The sequence below is a fragment of the Actinopolymorpha alba DSM 45243 genome, from assembly GCF_000373925.1.
GTDB classification, from domain to species: Bacteria; Actinomycetota; Actinomycetes; order Propionibacteriales; family Actinopolymorphaceae; genus Actinopolymorpha; species Actinopolymorpha alba.
In genome coordinates this window covers 12,268-33,658 of record NZ_KB892757.1, presented here as the reverse complement: position 1 = coordinate 33,658, position 21,391 = coordinate 12,268, and the positions used below count along the sequence as shown (strand labels likewise).

Annotated in this window: 14 protein-coding genes; 7 read left to right on the top strand and 7 right to left on the bottom strand. The window is 67.3% G+C overall.

The genetic code is table 11. The features are described from left to right. The first annotated feature begins 52 nt into the window (after nucleotides 1–52). The 3 genes from B141_RS0117770 to B141_RS0117760 all read left to right on the top strand — a co-directional run bounded on the left by B141_RS0117770 (nucleotide 53) and on the right by B141_RS0117760 (nucleotide 2,106). The gene (locus B141_RS0117770; protein WP_020576530.1) at nucleotides 53–865 is read left to right on the top strand and encodes a carbohydrate ABC transporter permease; all 813 of its coding nucleotides are present in this window, start codon (nucleotides 53–55) and stop codon (nucleotides 863–865) included. A 43-nt stretch (nucleotides 866–908) separates the two neighbouring features. Next, nucleotides 909–1,658: an SDR family NAD(P)-dependent oxidoreductase gene (locus tag B141_RS0117765; RefSeq protein ID WP_020576529.1), complete on the top strand. Its 750-nt coding sequence runs from the start codon at nucleotides 909–911 to the stop codon at nucleotides 1,656–1,658. A gap of 61 nt (nucleotides 1,659–1,719) precedes the next feature. Continuing rightward, nucleotides 1,720–2,106: a carboxymuconolactone decarboxylase family protein gene (locus B141_RS0117760; protein ID WP_020576528.1), complete on the top strand. Its 387-nt coding sequence runs from the start codon at nucleotides 1,720–1,722 to the stop codon at nucleotides 2,104–2,106. A gap of 142 nt (nucleotides 2,107–2,248) precedes the next feature. On the opposite strand, the gene B141_RS0117755 is transcribed toward B141_RS0117760, so the two are convergent. Continuing rightward, on the bottom strand, nucleotides 2,249–4,324 hold the full coding sequence (locus B141_RS0117755; protein ID WP_020576527.1) for a beta-galactosidase: 2,076 nt from the start codon (nucleotides 4,322–4,324) through the stop codon (nucleotides 2,249–2,251). A 345-nt stretch (nucleotides 4,325–4,669) separates the two neighbouring features. Between B141_RS0117755 and B141_RS0117750 the strand changes: the two genes are divergently transcribed. Together B141_RS0117750 and B141_RS0117745 are read left to right on the top strand one after the other, a co-directional pair. Beyond that, a complete protein-coding gene (locus B141_RS0117750; RefSeq protein WP_020576526.1) occupies nucleotides 4,670–5,152 on the top strand; it encodes a hypothetical protein in 483 nt (160 codons plus the stop codon). Between the two features lie 12 nt (nucleotides 5,153–5,164). Further along, complete coding sequence (locus B141_RS0117745; protein ID WP_020576525.1) at nucleotides 5,165–6,136, top strand: ABC transporter substrate-binding protein; 972 nt, start codon at nucleotides 5,165–5,167, stop codon at nucleotides 6,134–6,136. A 197-nt stretch (nucleotides 6,137–6,333) separates the two neighbouring features. Here B141_RS0117745 and B141_RS0117740 read toward each other — a convergent pair whose 3' ends face one another. Continuing rightward, the gene (locus B141_RS0117740; RefSeq protein ID WP_020576524.1) at nucleotides 6,334–7,236 is read right to left on the bottom strand and encodes a DMT family transporter; all 903 of its coding nucleotides are present in this window, start codon (nucleotides 7,234–7,236) and stop codon (nucleotides 6,334–6,336) included. A 1-nt stretch (nucleotide 7,237) separates the two neighbouring features. Beyond that, the gene (locus B141_RS0117735) at nucleotides 7,238–9,739 is read right to left on the bottom strand and encodes a wax ester/triacylglycerol synthase domain-containing protein (RefSeq protein WP_020576523.1); all 2,502 of its coding nucleotides are present in this window, start codon (nucleotides 9,737–9,739) and stop codon (nucleotides 7,238–7,240) included. 326 nt (nucleotides 9,740–10,065) lie between these two features. On the opposite strand from B141_RS0117735, the gene B141_RS0117730 reads away from it, so the two are divergent. Next, nucleotides 10,066–11,106: a hypothetical protein gene (locus tag B141_RS0117730; protein WP_020576522.1), complete on the top strand. Its 1,041-nt coding sequence runs from the start codon at nucleotides 10,066–10,068 to the stop codon at nucleotides 11,104–11,106. A 665-nt stretch (nucleotides 11,107–11,771) separates the two neighbouring features. Here B141_RS0117730 and B141_RS0117725 read toward each other — a convergent pair. The 4 genes from B141_RS0117725 to B141_RS41290 all read right to left on the bottom strand — a co-directional run bounded on the left by B141_RS0117725 (nucleotide 11,772) and on the right by B141_RS41290 (nucleotide 19,924). Further along, nucleotides 11,772–13,118 carry a YcaO-like family protein gene (locus B141_RS0117725; protein ID WP_020576521.1) on the bottom strand — a complete coding sequence of 449 codons (1,347 nt, stop codon included), beginning with the start codon at nucleotides 13,116–13,118 and terminating at the stop codon, nucleotides 11,772–11,774. 264 nt (nucleotides 13,119–13,382) lie between these two features. Next, complete coding sequence (locus tag B141_RS41300; RefSeq protein ID WP_157181089.1) at nucleotides 13,383–15,449, bottom strand: RiPP maturation radical SAM C-methyltransferase; 2,067 nt, start codon at nucleotides 15,447–15,449, stop codon at nucleotides 13,383–13,385. A gap of 263 nt (nucleotides 15,450–15,712) precedes the next feature. After that, complete coding sequence (locus B141_RS41295) at nucleotides 15,713–16,507, bottom strand: glycosyltransferase family 32 protein (RefSeq protein WP_169512940.1); 795 nt, start codon at nucleotides 16,505–16,507, stop codon at nucleotides 15,713–15,715. Nucleotides 16,508–16,660: 153 nt separating this feature from the next. Then, the gene (locus tag B141_RS41290; RefSeq protein ID WP_157181087.1) at nucleotides 16,661–19,924 is read right to left on the bottom strand and encodes a sugar-binding protein; all 3,264 of its coding nucleotides are present in this window, start codon (nucleotides 19,922–19,924) and stop codon (nucleotides 16,661–16,663) included. Between the two features lie 259 nt (nucleotides 19,925–20,183). Here B141_RS41290 and B141_RS0117700 point away from each other — a divergent pair, with 259 nt between their 5' ends. Next, nucleotides 20,184–21,326 (top strand): LacI family DNA-binding transcriptional regulator, encoded by a 1,143-nt coding sequence (locus B141_RS0117700; protein WP_020576516.1) that lies wholly within the window; start codon nucleotides 20,184–20,186, stop codon nucleotides 21,324–21,326. The last annotated feature ends 65 nt before the right edge of the window (nucleotides 21,327–21,391 follow it).

Here is a 21,391-nt window from a genome sequence, read left to right as displayed (position 1 = left end):
TCGGCCGGCGCGCACGAGACTCGCCCGCCGACCGCGACGAAGCCCGGCAAGGTTGGGTTGGCAGCTTGGTCGGTACGCCGTCCTGCTGGCGTTCCTGCTGGTGTTCCTGCTGCCGTTCGTGTGGATCTGGTCCTCGGCCCTGAAGAGCAACGCCGAGATCAACGCCGACCCCTTCGGGCTGCCAAGCAGCCTACGCTGGCACAACGTCGTCGAGGCGTGGACCACCGGCCGTTTCGGGAGCTACGTCGGAAACTCCTTGCTCTACTGCGCTTTCGTCGTACCCGGAGTCACCGTGCTGTCGTGCCTCGCGGGCTACGCGCTGGGAATGCTCAGGCTGCCGGGTGAGCGGGTCATCTTCACGGCGTTCCTGCTGGGAATCATGATTCCGTTCCAGTCGATCATGATCCCGCAGTACTACCTCGTCCGCGATCTCGACCTCCTCGGCACCTACTGGGGTGTCATCGTTCCCAGCATCGCCCTCGGGCTCGCGTTCGGGATCTTCGTGATGCGGGCATTCTTTCGGGGCCTGCCACCCGAGATCGCCGATGCGGCCCGCATCGACGGAGCCAGTGAATGGCGGGTCTTCCACCTGATCATGCTGCCGCTGGCCCGCCCGGGACTCACGACACTGGTCGTCTTTCAGTTCATGACCACCTGGAACATGCTGCTGATCCCCCTGCTGTATGGGCAGGACGAGAACCTCCGGCCCATCTCGACCGGCATCATGTTCTTCATCGGCGAATACTCGGTCGACCGCTCGCTGATCGCGGCCGGCGTATCCCTGTCGACCGTCCCGATCATCGTTGTCTACCTGCTCTTCCAACGCCATTTCGTCAGGGGTATCAGTGCCGGCGCCCTCCGCTGAGCGGACCCGCTCTCGCCTTGTCTTGTTGACCGAAAGGACGATCATGCGACTGGACGGCAAGAAGGCCATCGTCACCGGTGCCGGCGGTGCACTGGGCGGCGCCATCAGTCGTGCCCTGGCTCGCGAAGGGTGTGCCGTCGCCGGCCTGGACCTCCGCTCCGACGGCCTGGACCAACTCCGCACCGCATTACGCCAGGACGGGCACGAGGCGGAAGGCGTCCAGGTCGACCTGTGTGACTTCGACGCCGTGCAGTCTGCCGTAGCAGGCATCCGGGCGCGTTGGGGCGGGATCGACATCCTCGTCAACAACGCGGGTGGCGGGATGGTGCGGCCGTTCGCGGAGATGTCGGGCAACGATTGGCAGCAGATGATCGACGGCAATCTCACCAGCGTCTTCAACGTCACCCGGGCGGTCGTGCCCACCATGCTCGAGCGCCGCTCGGGCCGGATCGTGAGTATTTCCTCGGTCGCCGCACTCCGGGGTGGCCGGTTGGTGCGTCACGCGACCGGTTACGCGACCGCAAAGGCGGGTGTGATCGGCCTCACCAAGTCGTTGGCGATCGAGCTCGCGACCGAACACATCACCGTCAACTGCATCGCTCCAGGCGCGCAGCTCACCCCGGCCCGCGACAACGACACGCCAGAACGCCGGGAGGCCCTGCTCAGCCAGATCCCCACCCGGAGCCTGGGCCGGCCGGAGGACCTGGCCGAGACCGTGGTGTTCCTCTGCCTGCCGTCCGCCCGCTACATCACCGGCGCCGTCCTCGCGCAGGACGGCGGCCACTCCATCTGACTCGATCTGGCTCCATCCAACTCGAACTGACAAGGAAGCCTTGACGTCCTGAGGAGATCACATGGACAGGCTCGAACGCGGACGGGAACGCTACAACGAGGTCTACGGCGACGGCGCCGCCGACCGCCTCCTGGCGTCGCTTCGTGGTGTCGGCAAGGAGCTGGGGAGATACGGCATCGAGTTCAACTATGGCGACATCTACAGCCGTCCCGGCCTCGACCTCAGGGAACGCCAGATCGCGACGATCTCGTCCCTGGTCACCTTGGGAAACTGCGAACGCCAGCTGGCTGGCCACATCAAGGCGGCCCTCAACGTCGGCCTCTCGGCCCGCCAGATTCTCGAGGTGATCGTCCACTGCGTGCAGTACATCGGGTTTCCCCGCACCCTGAACGCGGTCGCGGTGGCCACATCGACCTTCGACGAGCTGGGCATCGACGTCGATGAGTAGGTCGGGCTCCCGGAGGGCCACGCCCACCGCCAGCGACCACTCGGTCAGCGGGCGCGGCCTCCGGTGTCAACTGTCAGTCAAGGCCGGCTTGCGACAGAGGTGGGGGTGGGCCCGGACGGGCGAAGCCCGTGAGGGGCCGGACTCACACAGCCGCGGGCTCGGCGAGGATCCGGACGTCCCGGCTCGGGATGCTCACGGCGCCTTCCCACGTCTCGCCGGTCAACAGGTCGGTGTGAATGCCGGGCCGCAGGCGTACCTCCGCCTCGAACTCCCCGTGGTTGAGGAGATACAGCACTCCGTCGCCGGCCGGGCCGATCCGCCGGCTCACCTCAATGCCTGCAGGCGGGGCGGCCCCTTCGGCGAGCGGCGAGCCAATGCCGATCTCCGCGCACATCGCCGCGAGCAGCCGGCGGAGGCTGTCGCCGGTGGGCAGCGTCGGAAGGTAGTACGCCTGACCCGCACCGAAGCTGTGGCGGGTGAGCGCGGGTTCCCCGGCGTAGAAGTCCAGGTCATATACCGCGACCGGCTCCGCACCAGAAAGGAAGAGCCGCTCACAAAGAATGCCTGACGGCAGGACCTCACCAGTGGGGAGCGTTCCGAGCTGTGTGGTGAAGCGCAGCGCGTTCGTCCGGTCCGGCGGCAGCGCGTCAGTCTCCTCGACGGTGAGTCCGAGCAGGTCACGCAGCGGACCGGGCGCACCACCCGGGTGCACGAAGTCGTGCTCGTCGACCAACCCGGTGAACGCCGTTGCCAGGAAGGTCGCTCCCCCGCGTACTCTCTCGGCCAGCGCCGCGCCAGCCGCTTCGTCCACCATGGTGAGGACCGGTGCGACGATCAGGTCGTACGCACCAAGATCGGCGTGCGGCGAGATCACGTCTGTCTGGATGCCCAACGCATGCAGGACGGCGTACGCCTCCCGGCTCTGGTCGAGGTAGTCCAGATCGACGCTCGGCCCGCTGGAGAATCGCAGGCCCCACCAGTTCGGCCAGTCGAACAACACCGCGGCCCGCGCCGGCACCCGACCACCGATGGTGCGGGTGCCGAGCCCCGCCAGCTCCCGGCCGAGCTCAGCGACCTCGCGAAAGACCCGCGCGTCCTTGCGTCCGTGATGCTCGACCACGGCCCCGTGCAGCTTTTCGATGCCACCGCGGGAACGCCGCCACTGGAAATACATCACCGAGTCAGCGCCCTGGGCGACTGCCTGGTAGGACTGCAGCCGCAACAGGCCCGGCGGCTTGAGCCAGTTGTACGGCTGCCAGTTCTGCTGGGACGGGCTCTGCTCCATGAGCAGGAACGGCTGACCCTCCCGCAGGCCACGCATCAGAGCGTGGTTGAAAGCAACGGTTGACGGTGGATCATGCGGCCGGGGGTAGTTGTCCCACGAGACGATGTCGAGTTCACGCGCCCAGCGGTGGTAGTCGAGCGGAAAGAACGGCCCCATCAGGTTGGTGGTCACGGGTACGCGCGGGGTGATCTCACGCAGGATCTCCGCCTCGGCCCGGAAGCAACCGAGCAGGGCGTCGGAGGCGAAGCGATGCCAGTCAAGGCGCAGCGCCTGGACCGCCCGCTCCCCCTTCGTCAACGGGGGTTCGATCTGCGACCAGTCAGTAAAGGTGTGTCCCCAGAACGCGGTGTTCCAGTGCTGGTTGAGCGCCTCCAGGCTGCCGTGCCGCTCGCGCAGCCAGTCACGGAACGCCTGCGCGCACAGGTCGCAGTAGCAGAGCGTGCCGTACTCGTTGCCGACATGCCACAACTGCAGCGCCGGATGGTCGGCGTACCGGCTTGCGATCGCGCGCACCAGATCGGTGGAGAGGCGCCGGAAGCTCGGCGAGGAAGGACAGAACGTGTGCCGATTGCCATGCCGCCGGCGTACGCCATCCTCGTCGACCACCAGCACGTCGGGGTAGCGCTGGTCGACCCACGCGGGGACCGACGCGGTGGCGGTCGCGAGGCTGGCACCGATCCCATGCGCGGCCATCCGGTCGAGCACGGCATCGAGCCAGTCGAAGGTGAAGGTGTCCTCGTCGGGTTGCAGCGCAACCCATCCGAACACCGGGACGCTCACCGTCGTGACGTGCGCCTCCCGCATGAGGCGCATGTCCTCGTCCCAGACCTCCTCCGGCCACTGCTCGGGGTTGTAGTCGGCGCCGTACAAAACACGCCCGAAGTCAATACCTCGCCCGAAGTCAACACTGTCAAGGCGGCCACCGTCGGCCATCCTGCCATCCCTTCCACGCCGGCGATCCAGATGCCGGCCATCCTTCCAGGCTCGCGCGGGCCGCCGGCAACCGGTTACCCGCTCAGGGCGAAATCACGTCGCCGGCACCTTCACTATGTGCCGTCGAGTCGCCCGTCAAAATCGCGAACGACGCGATCCGCATTCGTCGAAACCGCACCGCGCGCGGTAATTCCGTGCGCCATTAACTTGCTCTGACCGCGCTTTAATGCGGTCTCATATTCATGCTGGCCAGGTAAGGCCAGCCCGCTTCACCGTCGCTCGATCCGCACGTAACTTTGTGGAAATTTGAAGGGCACATTAACCCCTCGCGGAGGTGGATTGTTGATGAAAGTCGGGTTGACAAGAAAGGCGCTCTTACTGGCGTCCGCCGGGCTTTTGGCATTGTCCGCCGGAGCCAGCGCGGCCAGTGCGGTGACGCCCACGTCGGTCACGGACAGCGCGTCCTGCACAGATGTCCCCAACCGCTACAACCAACCTTTCTCCGTCTGTGACGACGAGCTGTTCATCTTTGCCGTTAACTACAAACCGTTTGAGAGTTCGGTCACCCCAGAGCGCACCGCTGAGCGCGTCTTCGACACGTTGATCGGAAACAAGCTCCGGGAGAATTTCCCGGAGGTGAAGATCAAGTACGCCACCTGGGACTACCCCGTGAGGTACGAGGATCTCCAGAAGGCGGGCGTCGTTCCCGACATCATCATCGAGGACCCCCGGACCAGCATCGACCGGGATCTCGAGCCGCGCGACCTCGTGCAGGACATGACCGGCATGATCCAGCAGGGCGGCCTCGATCTCAGCACGCTCAACTAGAGTGCCGTCGAGTTGGTCAAGAGCCGCTCGGACGGCGGACTCTACGGCGTCCCGGTTTTCGTCGACGAGTATCTGTTGTTCTACAACAAAAAGATCTTCGACAAGTTCAAGGTCGCGTATCCAACGAAAGGCATGACGTACGACAAGATCTACAGGCTGGCCACCAAGGTCACCAAGCAGGACGGGTTGGACGCCTACAAGGGCTACATGCAGCACCCCGACAACTACCTGGCCTTCAACCAGTTGGGGTTGTATCCGTTCCTCCCGACCCAGAGCGAGGAACCAGACCCGAGCGAGATCAAGGTCGACCTCACCTCGCCAGGCTGGCACCGCCTCGGCGACAACCTGTATCGCTTCCTCGCCATTCCGCGGAACGGCTTCACCACTGTGGACGACTTCCTGCGCGGCGACATGAGCCGGCCCGGCCACGTGGCGATGGCGGTTGACACGCTCTACAAGCTCAACACCTACGCATTGAGCGAGATCTACGTCAGGGACGGCCAGGAGGAGACCTACCAGGAGCTGGCCAAGAACATCGACATCGGTGTCACGTCAGTGCCCGTCCTCGACCCGGGGTCGTCCACGATCTACCAGCCCAACACCCGCGCGGCCTTCATTCCGCCGCAGTCAACCAAGCAGGAGCAGGCCTTCACCATCGTGAAGTGGCTGGCGTCGGAGGAAGCCCAGGTCGAGCTTTCCAGGAACGGCATCAAGGGCGCCCTGGAAAGCGACGCCGTGATCGCCAACTTCGGAAAGAACATCCCTGAGTTGGCCGACATCGACACCTCGGCGGTCTTCTGGGGGCAGAACGCCGTCATGAAGAACTACCAGAACACGGAATACTGGGACATCCCGCTCTACCGGGTGTTCCGGCGGCATGTCCTGAAGGACGGCATGGACGTCAACTCCTCGTTGATCGTCACCGAAACCGAGGACGTACCGGCCTACATCAAGAGCAAGGAAGGCACCGGGCAGGACTGGTAAGCAAGGCGCGCAATGCGCCATTGACGCCAGGAATGCAGGCGCTGGGGCTCCTCCCGCCGGAGGAGCCCCAGCGTCTGATCGCCCCGTTCGACGCCAGGATTGCGGGTTGATCTTGAACCAGCCGTCAGCCGTCCGGTCCGTGGGGCGGCTGGCCGTTCACATGGAGGCTGTGCCCGTGCTTTGGCCACCCGCGGCGCTCAGCGGGTGTCCCAGGCAGGTTCCTCGCCGGCCTGCAGCCGTTGGGTGATCCGCTGCGACCGTGCGGCGACGAGCAGCACCCCGCCGGCGACCACCAGCAGCGACACCACTTCCCCGAGCGTCGCCCACGCGCCGCCCCGGAGCGACTCACCCAGCCACGCCGCCCCCACACCGATCGACACCGCGGGGTCCCCCACCGTGATGATGGTTACCGTGACGACGCCGAGCAGGCCCTTCTGAAACGCCTGCTGGTTGAGCGCGAAGCCCGCTGGTCCCACGATCGCGATGGCGTACAACTGCCACTGGCTCGCGAACGCCACCGGGTCACCGTCCAGGGTGGTGGCGAGGCTTCGAATCAACCCCGCCGTCACGCCGTAGCAGACGGCGGCGGCCACCGCGATCGGGATCACCCGCGCATCACCGCGAAGCCAGGTCGCGAGCACGAGGCAGCTACCCACCACGGCCACCAGCCCGAGACCGAGCGGCAACGCCGCGCTCGTGTCGAATCCCGCGTGCCCACCCGACGGTTGGGCGATGAGGAGGAACACGGACAGCCCGACGAGCGCGATCACCGCACCGAGGATCAGCCGTCCGTCCGGCCGGCGGCGCCGCTGCGCCGAGCGGAAGGCGATGAAGAAGAAGATGCCCGTGATGAGGACCGGCTGCACCACCGCCAGCGGGCCAAGCCACAGCGCGAAGGCCTGAAGGCAGATCCCCAGGATGGCGAGGCCGATGCTTGGGATGAACCCCTCCTGCTTCAGCAACTCCATCAGCAGGCGTGGGCTCAGGAGGCCAGCGTCTGGCGCGCGCCGGGCCGCCCGGTGTTGCAGCGCCGCTGCCCCACCGAACGCCGCCGCGGCCGCGATCGCGACCGGGATGGCGAAGGCCGTCCCGACGTCCACCTCACGCCTCCGCGAACTCCTGGAACGCTGCCTGCACCGATGCGGTCACCGCGCCGGCGTCGAGTCCCAGCGACCGATCGGTCACGATCCCCACCGCCGCGACCGCCTCGGTGGTGATCACACCGACCGCCAATGGGAGATTGCCGGCGGTCGGGAGGACCGGATAGATCGCCCGCACCGGCACGCCCGCGAGCCGGCGCGGCCCACGTGGACCCGGGAGGTAGGACACGACAAGGTTGAAGTACCGGTCGCTGTAGCTGTGGCGGGCGAACCACGCTTGGGCGGGCGCCGGGAGGAGAGCGGTGGTACGCATGACCGCGCTGGCCGCGAGCGGCTCGCCGTTGGACACACCATGCCGGACCTCCGCGCAGATCCGGTCGAGGCGTACCTTCGGCGCCATCGGCCCCATCGCCAGGTCGAGGGCGACCGCGCCGCTCCAGTTGCCGAAGATCCGGTCGAGACGTCGCGGGGTCGTCATCGGGACCATCGCCCGCAGCGGCCCGCGCGAAGCGAGCAGGCCGGCCGGGCGGAGGACGCGTTCCAGACCTTCGGCCACCACCCCGAGCGCAAGCTCGTGCAGACGGACGTCGAACTGTTCCGCCGTACGTCGAAAGTCCTTACCAGGAAGGGGAACCAGCACCACCGAACGCCCCGTGGTGGGATCCGGCGCCTGCGGGCTTCGCCTGCCGGGCTCCACCGGAGCCGAGACCGGATGGTTCAGTGGGTGGTGTGGTGCGCGGCCGCGAGTCGACAGCTGCCAGAGTCCCCGGAGGAATGCGGCCCCGCCCAGGGTGTCTGGCAGCGCCGACGCCAGCGAGTCGCCGTCGTCGCGGGCACCAGACTCACCCGGGTCAGCGTCGAGGAAGCCGTCCAGCAGCCCGAGTGCCGAGATGCCGTCGCCCATGGCGTGGTGCACCTTGACGGCGAGGATGCTCGGGCCGCCGGCGCGGTGGCGTACCAGCATCATCTGCCACGGCGGCCGTGCCCGAGGCATCGCCCGCGACCAGAACCCCTCGACCGCCGCGGTCATCTCCGCGTCTGACCCGGCACCGCCCGGATGCTCGACCACGTGCGCGTCGACGTCGACGTGGTCCTGCCAGGCCCAACCCAGCTGGTGTCCGCGCCGTACCAACTGCCGGTGCAGCGGCGGCAGGTAGCGCATCCGCTCCGTCACGAGCTCGCGGACCTGCCGAAGGCTGACGGTCTCTGCGCGTCCATCGGTCAGCGGGTCGAGTTCGAGCACCGCGCCGACCTCCTGGGGCGCCCGGCCATCCTCCACGTGAACGAAGAACGCATCCGCCGACCGCACCGGCCAGGGACGCGGCGCTGGGGAGAGCGGGGCGCTCCCCTCGCTCGAGCCTCGCGTCAGGCCCGGCGTCAGGCCCGGCGTCAAGCTCTGGGTCAGGACCGGCACCGGACCGGCGAACCCACCGACCTCACGGCTCAGGTCGTACCGCGCCACATGGGATCGCGCCGCCCTCCCGAGCGAACGCAGCGGCGCCGCGTCCGCCACGACGGCGCGCATCCGGGCGGTGAGCTGTGCCTTCGAGGCGAAGAGTTCGGCGAGTCCGGCGACCGTCATCAGGTTCGCGTTCGCGGCACCGTGCGCGGCGATGGGTTCGGCCATGAAGACCGGCCGGCCGCACGCCAGCGCCTCCAGCGCGGTCGCTCCCCCGGCATTCGTCACCACCACGTCTGCCGCCTGGTTGAGCAGCGGCATGTCGTCGACCCAGCCGAGCGGTAGCAGGCGGTCCCGGCCGACGCCCAGCCGCTCGAGGCGGTCCAGCGCGGCCTGGTTGCGCCCGCACACCGTCACCACCTGGATGCGTTCGTCGGCGGAGAGAACCGCCCGCATCATCGACTCGACGATCCCGAACGCGAACGCGCCACCGGACAGCAGCACCACGAACGCGTCCGGCCTGAGCCCAAGACGTCGGCGCGCCGACGCCTGGCTGCCGGGGTGGAACGCCTGGACGACCGGCAGGGCGGACACCTGGACATTCGCCGTCTGGTCGACCACCCGTGCCAGCGGTACCGCTGTGTCGTGCATGACGTACGTCGTGTCGAGTTCGCTGTAGACCCAGAACGGGTGGGGCGCGAAATCTGGTACCCAGGCCGCGGTCCGTGCCGCGAGGCCACGGTGTTTGCGGAGCCAGGCGAGCCCCGCGCTGCCGAGCGGGTAGGTGCTGAGGATGAGTTCGGGTTCGAAGCCGTCGATCTCGGTGGCCAGCCGCCGACCCGACCAGCTGCCGGTGAAGCGCTTGGCGGCCCGCGCGAACCAGGGATAGCGCCAGGTGGCGGTGTAGAAGAGCTCATAGAGCCAGGGCACGCGCTCGACGCTGGCCACATAGATCCAGCGAAACGCCGCGCCCACGCCCGGACCCATCGTGTCGAGGGTGTCGACCCAGCGCACCTCGCTGTCGGGCCAGTGCTCGCGGAACGCCTCCTCGAGCGCACGACCAGTCGCGTCGTGCCCCGCGCCCATCTGCGCCGACACGATCATGACGCGTCGTCGCCCAGAACCGGCCGAGCCGGAGCGAACTCTCTCTGTGGCGACAGCGGCCACGCCCACGCCTCCCCCATGACACTTCGCGCTTATCCCCAGCTTGTCAGGTTCGGGCAATCGTCCGAGGGCTCTTTGGCGCACGAAGGTCCGGGTTCGTGAGGTGACGTCGGTATCTTTGTCCGACGCAATGGAGGCTCCGGGCGGCGCCGCCGCGCTCAGAACCTCTCCCATAACGGCTGATTCCAGGTAGGACGGACTCACGGCACGGTAGAGCAACTCACGGCACGACAGAGCACGCGCGACGCAGGGTCTTCGGAGGAGCGGTGGACCGATCGATCATCTATCTGTGCCGAGGCCATGGTTACGGACACGCCTCGCGGGCCCGTCTCATCCTCCCCGCGCTCCAGGCCCTGGCCGGCGGTCCGCATCGGGTGGAGCTCGCCTCAGCTGGTGCCGGCGTGGACTACCTGCGGATGTACGGAATTACCTGCGTGGATCTGGGTATTGCGGACACCGAGGATCATTCGGTACGCGCGGGTGAGCGGATCTTCGATTACCTTCGGGGCGGGGACAAGCCCGCGGTGGTCTTCTCCGATGATCTCTTCTTCGTACCCAGAATGTGCGCGGGCCTCGGGATTCCTTGTGTGCTGATGATGTGCTCGTTCTATCTCACGCAGGGAAAGCCCCAGGTCGGCGTCTTCCTCGGATCCGCCGACCACATCGTCCTACCCGACTGGCCAGAGGTCGAGCCGATCCCGTCCCGCCTCTCCCACAAGGTGACGGCGATCGGTCCGATCGTTCCCGACATCACGGTGGACAGACAGAGTGCTCGAGCCGCTCTCGGCATCCCCGAGTCCGCGTTCGTCGCCACGCTGGCGCTGGGGCGGATGTACTCTGTCAAGTCCGGGATTCTCCGGCAAGCCGCGTCCGTTGTCGTCCAGGCGTGGAGCAGGGCGCCGGCGGGAAGCAGGCTGCTCCTCCTCTTCGACGAGCGGGAGGCCGAGCAGACGCTCGGCGCCGTACCCCAAGGACCCGGCATCTCCCTGGTGGGACGGAGTAACCAGGCCAGCACGTACTACCGCGCGTCCGACGTCGTCTTTTCCGTCGGCGGGAGCACCACCAACGAACTGGTGAAGAACGCCATCCCGACGGTCGCCGTCTGCGCGAAGCAGTCCGACGAACGCCGCCGGGTGGAGTTCCTCTCTCACCATGCGGCGGTCACGGTGGCGGACGGCGACGAAGCCGCCGAGGAGTTGTGGGCCCTTGTCCACGCGGCGATCGAGCGTGGCACGAATCCGGCCCAGGACCTTCGATGGGGTAGCCCCGCCGAGATCGCCGGATTCCTCGCGCCCTATCTCTCGTGACCAGAGACCGCGGGCAAGTCCCGTGGAGGGGTGCAGGTCCCCCGCCGAGTCAGATTGTGGAGCCTCCGGGGTTTTATAACACCCTGTAGTTTCCACGGTCTTACCGAGGTACCGCAGATGTGCGACCAGTTCGGGCTCTGGTGCGCCACGTCGTCACCAAGTAAGACGAATTCAGTATGCTTCGTCGGGAGATATCGCGTGAGGTCGCGACCGCCCCGCGACCGTCTCGAAGCGCGGGGCCGTGATCGTGAAGGATTTTCGTCGCTATGTGACCAGAATCCTTCACGATCCTCGATTACCTAGGCCCCTTGGCCTGATCTCTCAGCATCCGTACGCGCAGGGTGTACGCCATGTGAGACGGGCGAAACCTCACGCGGCAAGTCCCCACCTCACTAGGCAAACTTGCCTTGCCTGACGGGAATATGCCCCGCCTCGTATCGGAGAAGGTGTACTCAATGTGAGACAGCACCCGCGGCACGCCCTACTTGGCGGAGGTGCCTCAGCTTCATTGCCGAGAATCAGGGAACTCGCGAGTTGTCATAGGTTTCTCGGTCTCTTAGCCGAGAAACCTATGACAACCCAGGAAGCGCCGGCCGCTTCAGGAATATCCGGCGACGGGTTCTGAATAACCCTCCACCTGGACGGGTGCGGCGAGGCTTCCGACCTCAGGAATTCAGGAGGTGCGCGAGCCGGCCTGTGGGCGGGAGCGGCAGTCCGTTGCGCACGATGTCGAGCAATTCCAGCCCCGGAGCGAGGACGTCCACCACCACGACACCAGAGCCGGTCGCACCGCCGGTCGCTTCGCCAGACGGCTCCGTGCCACCAGGATCGGGCGGTTTCGCGTGGCGGAAGTACACCGCGATGTCCCGCTCAGCAAGGCGGCGCAGCGTTTCGGACAGGAGCGCGGGTACGTCCTTCGCCCGTGCCGGCGACGCCCTGAGGGGCGTCCGAACTGTCGGCAGGCGACCAGCGAGTTCGGTGAGGTCGAGCCGCGCCGCCCGCGCCATCCATGGCCATCGCGCCAGGCGTTCCACCATGGTGCGACCCTGCTTCCGAGCCGTCTCGGGATCCTGCTCTTGGCTCAGGCTGATCTGGAGGAGTTCAGTGAGCGCCCGCTGCGCCGCATAGTCCGGCAGGAGCGACGCGCCGCGTCCGGTGCGCGCGACGGGTCGGGTGGGATCGGCCGTCCCCGCGAGGTACGCCGGAATCCCGGGCGTACCCGTGATGTCGAGCAACCAGAGCTCGCCGTCGACGCGCGCACGGACGCGTTCGAAGATGGCGGCCGTCTCCGGAGACAGAGTCGCCGGATCCACCCGGCGCAACCGCACCGGCCGCTCCGCATGGTCACCACAATGCCCGACGTACCACTCAGCGAGCGCCTGCGACATCGCGTCGTGCTCCACGAGTTCGCAGATCGCGTGCAGCAACGCCTCCGCCGTCGTGACGCCCGCGGCCGTTCCGATGCCGCTGGAGAAGTGGCGGTACGACCGGAACTCGCTCTGGTCATCCGGCGCCATGTGGTGGGGGTAGGCGGGATCGCGCATGAAAACCGGAAACCACAGCGGACCGCCGCCGTTCAGTGCGGGATGGCCGCCGTCCAGCGGTTGGTAGCGGGCGGAGAACAGCTGCTGGCCTCGCAGACCGACACGCAGTCTCTGAACCAGGTTCGCCCGCGCGAGGTGCGGCTGCGCCGCGAGCTCCTCAACCGGAAGGAACGCCGGTTCGCCCCGGTCATATGGACGTCGCCGCCAGTCGAGGTAGTAGTGCTCGATGAGTTCGAAGAGACCGCTGGCGTAACTCTGCGCGCCCGGGCCCTTGCCGAGGCTCCTCGACACGACCTTTCCGGCCCGATCGCGCGCGGTGTAGATGGTCACCGGCAGCTCAGTGTCGCCGAGCACGCGTTCCTCGACGTCGAGATCCAGGGCCGCGAGCTCCCGCCGGGCGCGTTCGATGGCCGCCCGAACGCTGATCTCGCGCTCCGGTGTCACGGCCTCGAACGCGGGTCGTCCCACGCGGCTCGTCCTTTCAGTCAAGGACACGACGTGGGGCGGTCCAGCGAACACAACGCCGCCGGCACCGCCCCACCCCGGTCGCTCAGACGCGAGTCACTCTCTCGTCGCGCTCCCAAGCCCGAAGCTCTTCGAGCTCAAGCTCGGTGAGTTCCGCCGACCACGGGCTCTCCTCGAGGAACTCGTCGTCGAGCATGTAGATACCGTCGCCACTACAGCCCACGCCCATTGCCATCTCCTCCTCTCGGCACAACTCTCGGTGGTACGTCAACCCTCCCGTCTCCCGCGCGATGTGAGCGGGAGCGGTCCGGGAGGTCCTGGGGCGGACGCCCGCGACGCGACGTCACGAGAGTCCGCGAGTGCCGGCACCAGGAGCGTGTCCAGGTCACTGGCGGGACCGGTGTCGCTCAGGTGCGCGCTGCTGCCGTTCGTGATCGGCGTCCGGTCGGCGCCGTCGTCCGGCCGTGGCCGGGCCAGATTGACCGGAAGCGCGAGGACCTGCCCGGCCTCCTCATAGATCAGTCGAGCGGAGCGCCACTGGCCAAGCAGGCGGTCGATGTCGCCGTCCGAGCACCCGAGCGATCCGGCCAGGGCACGCAGCTTCGACACACTGGTGCCACCGAGGCAGGCGGCGAAGAGGTCGCCGTCCGCTCCCCGGAGGAGGTGCCTGCGCCGAGGCAGCCCACGCCGGTTGTCGTCGACGACCAGGAACCCCGGGCCTCGGCGGTACGCCAGTGTGCTTTCCCGCCAGACCTTGCGCCAGATACCGACCCGGGTCCGCAGCTGCTCGCGAAGCGTCTCGTTCGCCGCGTCCTCGTCGACAACCTCGAACCTGAACATGTACGCGATGTCCGCGAGCTCGTCGTGGTCGACGTCGAAGACGTGCCGGTATCCCTCCCGCGGCCCCAGCAGCCGGATGTCATGGTCGTTCGCGCGATCGAAGTAGGGGCTGAACCGCTCCACCTCGAGCGGGCTGATCGTGGGCGGGCGCAGATGGATGAGCGACGGGACGAGCTGGATCACCTCGCGCAACCGCTCCGGCGTCTCGGCCGGCAGGCCCAGGATCATGTTCCATTCCGCCGCGATCCCGACCTCGGCACAGTCGAGCAGGAACCTGATGCACTGGAACGCGGTGACGCCCTTGTCGACGCTTCGCAGGATCGGCGTGCTCAGGCTTTCGATGCCAGGCTGCACCAGGGTGACGCCGGCGGCCCGGATCTTTCGCAGGTGGTGCCGGCGGAGGTTCGCTTTCACCTCGAAGAAGAGTGAGAAGTCCAGGTCGAGCGCGGCCACCTCGGGCATCGCCTCGTCGATGTGGCGCATGTCGAGGATGTTGTCCACCGCGTAGAAGTTCAGGACGCCGTGCTTGCCGGCCAACCGCTGGAGCTGCTCGGCAAGGGCGCTGCCGTCCTTGCTCCTGAACTTCATGGTCGTGCCGTTGAGGCCGCAGAACGTGCAGTGGTGTTTCTCACCCCACCAGCACCCGCGCGACATCTCGATCGGCAGCTCGCAGTGGCGCAGGAGGAGGTCGTGGTCGGGGCTGTCCTGGAGCCGGACGAAGTAGTCGTCATAGTCCGGCGTGGTCGGGGCCAGCCCGAGTCCGTCGAGGCCGGGATCGGTACGGGAGCTCGGCGGGCGTTCTCCGCGTTCCCCTAGTTCTCCCGGTTCCCCGTCGTCGTGGTCTTCGAGGGCCTCCCGAGGCAGGAAGCCGTTGGTGGGTGTGAGAGACCGGTGAGCGCGTACCGAATCGAGGATGTGCCCGAGCGGCCGTTCACCTTCGCCGGAGACCACACCGTCGAGGAAGGGGTACGACCGGAGCAACGCGGGCCCCATCACGCCGTCGCAGTTGCTCCCGCCCAGGATGATGACGGCCTCGGGCGCGAGTTGCTTCACCCGGTTGGCGAGGGCGAGGGATGGCATGGTCTGGCTGAAGGTCGCGGTCATGCCCAGGACGTCCGGCCTGGTCGCGACCACCTGCTCCGCCGCGGTCTCGATGAAGTCGGCGGCCACTGCGCGCAGCTCCCGCAGGCGCTCGCGTCGTCCGGCGGCCACCTGCCGGTCGGTGAGGAACGAGAGGTACTCCTCCTCGTGGAAGCCAGGGTGAAGGCAGCCGGCGAATACCCAGTCGCCAGCCAGCGCGGGATAAAGCCCCTCGGCGACGTAGCGGTAGAAGTCCAACGCCTCCTCGGCGCCGGAGCCCATCCGCGTGCGGAGGAAGTCGAACCAGTCGACGTGCAGGGGCAGGACGGACACCACCGAACCCCCGCGCGCGCGGGCGAACCCAGCGAGCACGCCGAGCTGGATGGAAGGACGGGTCGGCAGATTCCAGGGCATGGAGACCAGGGTCAGTCGAGCGTCCTCCACAGCCCCTCCAGGCTCCGCCGGAATGATCACGTTTACGTGGTCATTCCCCACCAGGCTAGGCAAATTTGCCACGTTTCGTGGGGAACGATCACGCAAACGTGATCATTCCCAACGACGTCAAGATCATCATCGTGTCTCGGCGGATGGCCGAATGCAAGGACCAACGCTGGTTCGGCCTCCATTGGCCGGGCGGGCATCGAACAGAACCAGCCCGGCAGGTACGCCGCGCCAGGTCACGACTCGGGTGGAAGGTAGCGCCGCACGAGTTGGCAGAAGTAGCTCGTGCCCTCCCGCACGTCGCGAACCGTGAGCGTCCGCAGGTAGGGCTCCCAGGCGAGGTTCTCCCACAGGTGGTGGCAGTACGCACCGGGATAGTCCGACTCGGGTCGCTCGAAGAGCCTGGCCAGACCCTCGTCGGTCCAGTTCGGCCAGAAGAAGCTGCGATGTCCCTGGACCCGGACGTGTTCTGGGTACGTCCTCGCCAGCAGCCAGGGGTACTGCACGGAGTACTCCGTCCAGTGGTCATCGAATCCCGTTGACCTGAATCCCTGCCACAGCGAGGTTTCCGGGTCGAAGCCGCGCAGCCATTCACCGATGAACCTGGCTCGCGGCTCGGCGAGGATGACGGCGTTGCACAAGCCCTCGACCCGACGCCCAAGCTCCAGGCCCAGCACGCAACTCTCAGACAGCAGCGGGGTGAACGGGCGTACGCAGATAACGTCGAGATCGAGGTAGATACCGCCCTCCTGGTACAGAATCTCCAGCCGGGCGAGATCAGCCTGGTGGGCGTAGTGCCTGATCTCGCGGCCGCCGACCGCCGTGGGCGGATCAAGGTGATGGAGCCGGACGTGCGGTCGGCTCCGCTCCCACCACTCCCCCGTTGGTTCGTACCTGCAGTAGAGGTTGATGGCGCTGGGGTTGTTGGTCCGCCTGATCGACTCGATGGCGAGATGGTGGACCAGCGAGAACGGCTTGCCACCGAAGTCGGGCGCCAGACCGAAGATCAGGTGAACAACGTTCGGAATCAACAAACCCACTCCCGTCCCCTGTGTGGTTCCGGCCACCCCCACCGCCGGCTCGGTGGGCCACCTCGCGCGAGCGTACCCCGCACACGAGTGCCGGAGGCTCCTCGACGGCTCAGGCAAGCCGCCGAGAAGACCTCCGGCACCTTTACTCCTGTGTCAGTCCACCAGCTGGGTCGGTTTGAACAGCGACGCGTCCTTCGCGCCGCCGATGCCGGATCCCCACTCGATCCAGCCCTTGCGTCCCGCGCCGTCGTTGTCGTTGACCAGGAACGACAGGCTCATCAGCCGATCCTGTGGGACGAACGGTGTGAGCTGTCGCCACGGCAGGGCGAGCTCGTAGATCGTGTCCTTCGCCGCCTCGTCGCGGGTCACCTTCACCGCCACGTCGGTGACCGGGCCGACGGCTCCCTCAGCGGTCAACCAGCGGTGAACCTGTGGCCCGGCGGAGGTGAGAGCGACGCCGTACTCGTACCAACTAACGGTTTCCCCCGGCAGCCCGGACCCGACCGAGAACTGAATGCTGTCCCCTGACCAGATCCGCTCCCCCGTCGCCGGCTGCGCCTGCGTGTCGTCGTGGACGCGGGCCGACAGGTAGAGGTGGTCGTCGTCCCAGGTCCACCACACCGAGCCGCTCAGGTCATCCGCACCGGCGTATCCGGGCATCTCCACCTTCCCGTCGGCAGCGATATCGAGCGCCGGAACGCCGGTCAGGTCATCCAGCGAGCCGTCCACAGTGATGGTCTTCTTCGGCAGGGCGCGGATCTGGTCGTGCGGGAGCATCGCGACCTTGCCGTTGACCACCACGTCGCCGAAGTCGGGCACTGGCAGCCGAAGCTGCGTTTGGTGCGTCGTGCCCGCGGCCAGGCCGGAGAGCGGGATGTCCACCGCCTTCGTCGTACGTGCCGGCATTGGCGAGGGCAGGTCGACCGTTCCCTGCTTGCTGCCCGCCTTCCAGGTGAGGTCGCCGACCGGGACGTCCTGCGCCGCACGGTTGGTCACGGAGACGGCGAGGACGTCCTCGCCGCCCTTCAGCACGTGCTTCGCCGTCACCGCGAGGGGATGTGACACCTCGACCCGGGAGCCCAACCGAGCTGACGGCTTTCCGCCGTTGAGGAGTTGACCCACCAGGTCGTGCCGGCCGGTGGCCGATCGCGCCGGCGCGCTCACCGGGATCGCCTTCTTGGCACCAGCCGCCACGGAGACCGGGACCGAGGCGCCCGCGATCTCGAACGTGCCCTGGATCGGCGCCCGCGGGGGCTTGGTGTTGTCGACGGTGAGGGTCATGGCGACCGGGTCGCCCAGGATCGCCTGCCCGCCCTCGTCGGCTGTCAAGGACAGCTTGCCGTCGACGCCCAGGCGCAGGCCGTTGCCGGCAAGGTAGATCGGGTCGCCGGAGAGCGAGAGGTACACCCGCCCGGCCTGCGGGTGGTACGTCGTGCTCGCACCGGTCAGGTCGGTCACGGTGACCGGCTCGTCAGTCGTGACGGTCACCACGGTCGGTGTGGTCGACCACAGGACGCGGGTCTCCTTGCGGTCCTTGGTGAAGACGTGGCTGGAGATGCCGTCGGCGATCTGCTCCTGGCGGGTGTACGTCGCGCCGGTGAGCTGGCGGGTCATCGCCGCGTACGAGACGTACGCCGGCTTCGGTGTCCACTTGCCCTTGGCGTCACTGGTGTTGCGTATGACTCCGAAGTTGTGTTCGTTGTATGCCGGATCCAGGCCGTCGTTCATGAAGTCGTACCAGAAGAACTTCTCGACGCCCTCCGAGAACGCCACCACGTGGCTGCGAACGATGTAGGCCGCCTGGGTCGCCTCACTCACGCCATTGCCAGCCTGGTGGGTCGGCCACCCTTGTTCGCTGATCCAGATCGGCTTGAGCTTGCCGCCGTTGTACTTCTTGATCAGCTCCTTGAGGTCGGCCAGGCTCTTCGCCGCCTGCTCAGGCACGGACGGATAGACGTACGGATGGACCGAGATCGCGTCCATGTAGCGAAGCCCGCCGAGCTTGAAGACCTCCTCCAGCCAGTCCAGGGGCACGCCGGCGGTGGCCGCGCCCACGACCGCGACGTCCGGGGTCGCGGCCTTGACCTGCTCGTAGGTCGCCTTCAGCAGCGGGTAGTAATAGTCGGGCCGGCTGTCGGCCGGGCCGTCACCGCGGTCACCGAAACCGATGTTGAACTCGTTGTAGACCTCGATCCATTTGACCTCGTCTCCGTAATGCGCGGTGGTGGCGGCGGAGTACGCGCCGAACCCGGCTCGACCCTCGTCGGTGTACGGCGTCGCGTCGTTGTCGTAGTGGGGGTTGGTGTACGCCGAGATCGGCAGCCAGCGCATGGAGTTCGCGGTCAGCTTCGACTGCAACGGGTCGTAACGGTTGAAGCCGTACACGCCCTTGGTCTGTTCGATCGAGTTCCAGAAAGCGTCCTCGCGGAGGTTCTTGACACCCGCCTTCGCCATCAGCGAGATGGTGTCGAGGTTCGGCGTTCCAGTGACGTGGGCGGCCATCCCGAACGGCGAGTCCGCGACCGCCGCGCTGTCGAATGCCGTTAGTCGCGCGAACGTCGTCTCCCGGGTCGCGAGCACCGCCCCCGCCTTCTCGGCGGTCACCACGAGGCGGTAGTAGCCGGCCTTCTCCACCGGGACCGCCAAGGTGAACTCCTCCGCGTCGAGGGCTTTCCGGTCGCCGGCGACGCGGGCGCCGGAGAAGTCGTACGCCTCCCACGACACGGCGTCGCCCGCGGTCGTCACCGTGAACGCCGTTGGCTCCGACCCCACGAACACGTTGCCCGACTTGACCTGACCGAGGGCGAGGTCGGGCGGGAGCACGGTCACCGCGACATCGTCGAAACGGACCGCACCGCTGGACTTCCCGCCCAGGAGGCGGCCCCTGTCGAGCAGGAACGCCACCCGTTTCGCCGGCCCGTGCCAGACACCGTCATTCGCACCACCGAAATGGAAATAGCCCTGGCCACCGTCGAAACGGCTCACCGTCAACTCCTGCCAGGCGCCACCTGCCGCGAGGGGCAGCAGTTGCTGGTGCACCTGGCCGGTGCTGTCAGTCATGCGGAGCGCGACACCACTGAGGTCCGCCGACCGAGCCCACAGCCGTAGGGCGTTCGCATCGATATCAAGGGCACGGGCGGTCTCGACGTAGTTGCCGCCATTGCTGAAGTTTCCGCTCAGCAGGCCGGAACTCGTTCCCTCCTTGGCGTCTGAGGTGTCGCGGCGGAAGTCGCCCTGGGCTCCTGGAAACTCGTTTCCAAGCCCCAGGGTCCAGCCTTCAGAATCTGACTCGAAGCCGCCGATCACCTGTTCCTTGCCAGCCGCCCCGGCTGGTGTGAACGGCGCGGCGGCCACTCCCGCCGCCACAGCGAGGGCGGCGGCCACGACTAAGCCGAGAACTCTTCGAACTCTGCGCATCTCACCTCTCCGGACCTTCGTTGCCTGCGTTCGGTGACAGGTCGCTGGGAAATTCGGGAGGACGGGGACGGCCTGCGAATCGCGATGTGAGTGCCGGGTTGCGCGCACGCCGCACGCTAGTAATGCCGTATTAACGTGTCAAGCGATCTGTCGTAACACAGCCAGATGGCTGTGTTACGGTCATTGCGACGATTGCTATTTGACGCGTTAATTTGCGGGGAGGAGCAGGAGTGTTGGCCGACGTCGCGGGGATGACCTGGTGAGCGATACCGGACCACTCGAGCCGATCTACGAGCAGATCAAGCGCGAGATCCGCGCGACGATCGCCCGCGGCGACTACATCGCCGGCACGCCGTTCATCACCCAGCGCGAGGTGTGCGAGAGGTACGGCGTCAGCACTACGACCGCCGTCCGCGCCCTCAACGACCTGGTGGCTGAGGGCGCCTTGGTTCGCCGGCGCGGCAAGGGCACCTTCGTCGCGGAGCCGACGCCGCGGCCCGCGAGTTCGGGCGGTCCGGGCAGCGACGATCGCAGTATCGCCTGCGTGGTCCACGGCCTGCAGGGCCCGCACGTGTCGCGGCTGGTCAAGGGTGTGGAATCCGTGTGCGCCGAACTCGGCTACCGGATGTTCCTGTCCGACTCCGACGGCTCCCCGGAGCGGGAGGAACGCGCCCTCCAGCAGGCGATCGCGACGAACGCGACCGGCGTCGTGCTCTATCCCGTCGAGGGCCACGCCAACGGCGATCTTCTCGAGGACCTCCGCCGTCGCCGCGTACCCGTCGTTCTGGCGGACCGCTACCGCACCGACCTCGCCACCGACGCCGTCATCGTCGACAACTTCACGGTCGGCTACCAGCTGACCAAGGAACTGATCGATCGTGGCCATCGCAGCATCGGCACGCTCTGGAGCGAGACTCAGTGCACGAGCGTCCGTGACCGGCTCACCGGCCACAAACACGCCCTCCGCGAGCATGACCTTCCGGTGCTGCCCGAGCTGACCGTGCTCCGGTCGTTCCGGGACCAACCCGCGGCCACCCGCCGGGCAGTTCTGTCCCGCCTGCTCGGCGCCACTGAGCCGCCGACAGTGTTCCTCTGCTCCAACGGCTACGTGCTCGCCGCCGCCGCGAACGCACTGCTCGAGCTTGGCGTCGACATCCCCGGGCAGGTCGATCTGGCCGGCATGGACGACGCTGGGCCGTACGACATCATCCCCCTCACCGCGGTCGCGGCGGCCCTCCCCTCCCTCGACATGGGCGTCCGCGCGATGCGGCTGCTGGCCGAACGCATCGGCAGTGACGACCCGTACCGCGACGTCCAACACATCGTGCTCCCGGCCGAGATCCGGACCCGCGAGTCCGCCTCCGCCTATCTCCGCGCGGTCAGCGCCACGCCGGTGCAGTAGTTCAGACCAACCTCCGTCCACCGTCGTGCCAGGCTTCAGACAAGATGGCAGTGGAAGCTGGCCGC

Coding starts and splice junctions, on each gene's coding strand:
- B141_RS41290 (WP_157181087.1), bottom strand. CDS start 19,924: ATGCGCAGAGTTCGAAGAGTTCTCGGCTTAGTCGTGGCCGCCGCCCTC.
- B141_RS0117765 (WP_020576529.1), top strand. CDS start 909: ATGCGACTGGACGGCAAGAAGGCCATCGTCACCGGTGCCGGCGGTGCA.
- B141_RS0117760 (WP_020576528.1), top strand. CDS start 1,720: ATGGACAGGCTCGAACGCGGACGGGAACGCTACAACGAGGTCTACGGC.
- B141_RS0117735 (WP_020576523.1), bottom strand. CDS start 9,739: ATGATCGTGTCGGCGCAGATGGGCGCGGGGCACGACGCGACTGGTCGT.
- B141_RS0117755 (WP_020576527.1), bottom strand. CDS start 4,324: ATGGCCGACGGTGGCCGCCTTGACAGTGTTGACTTCGGGCGAGGTATT.
- B141_RS41300 (WP_157181089.1), bottom strand. CDS start 15,449: ATGCCCTGGAATCTGCCGACCCGTCCTTCCATCCAGCTCGGCGTGCTC.
- B141_RS0117750 (WP_020576526.1), top strand. CDS start 4,670: ATGAAAGTCGGGTTGACAAGAAAGGCGCTCTTACTGGCGTCCGCCGGG.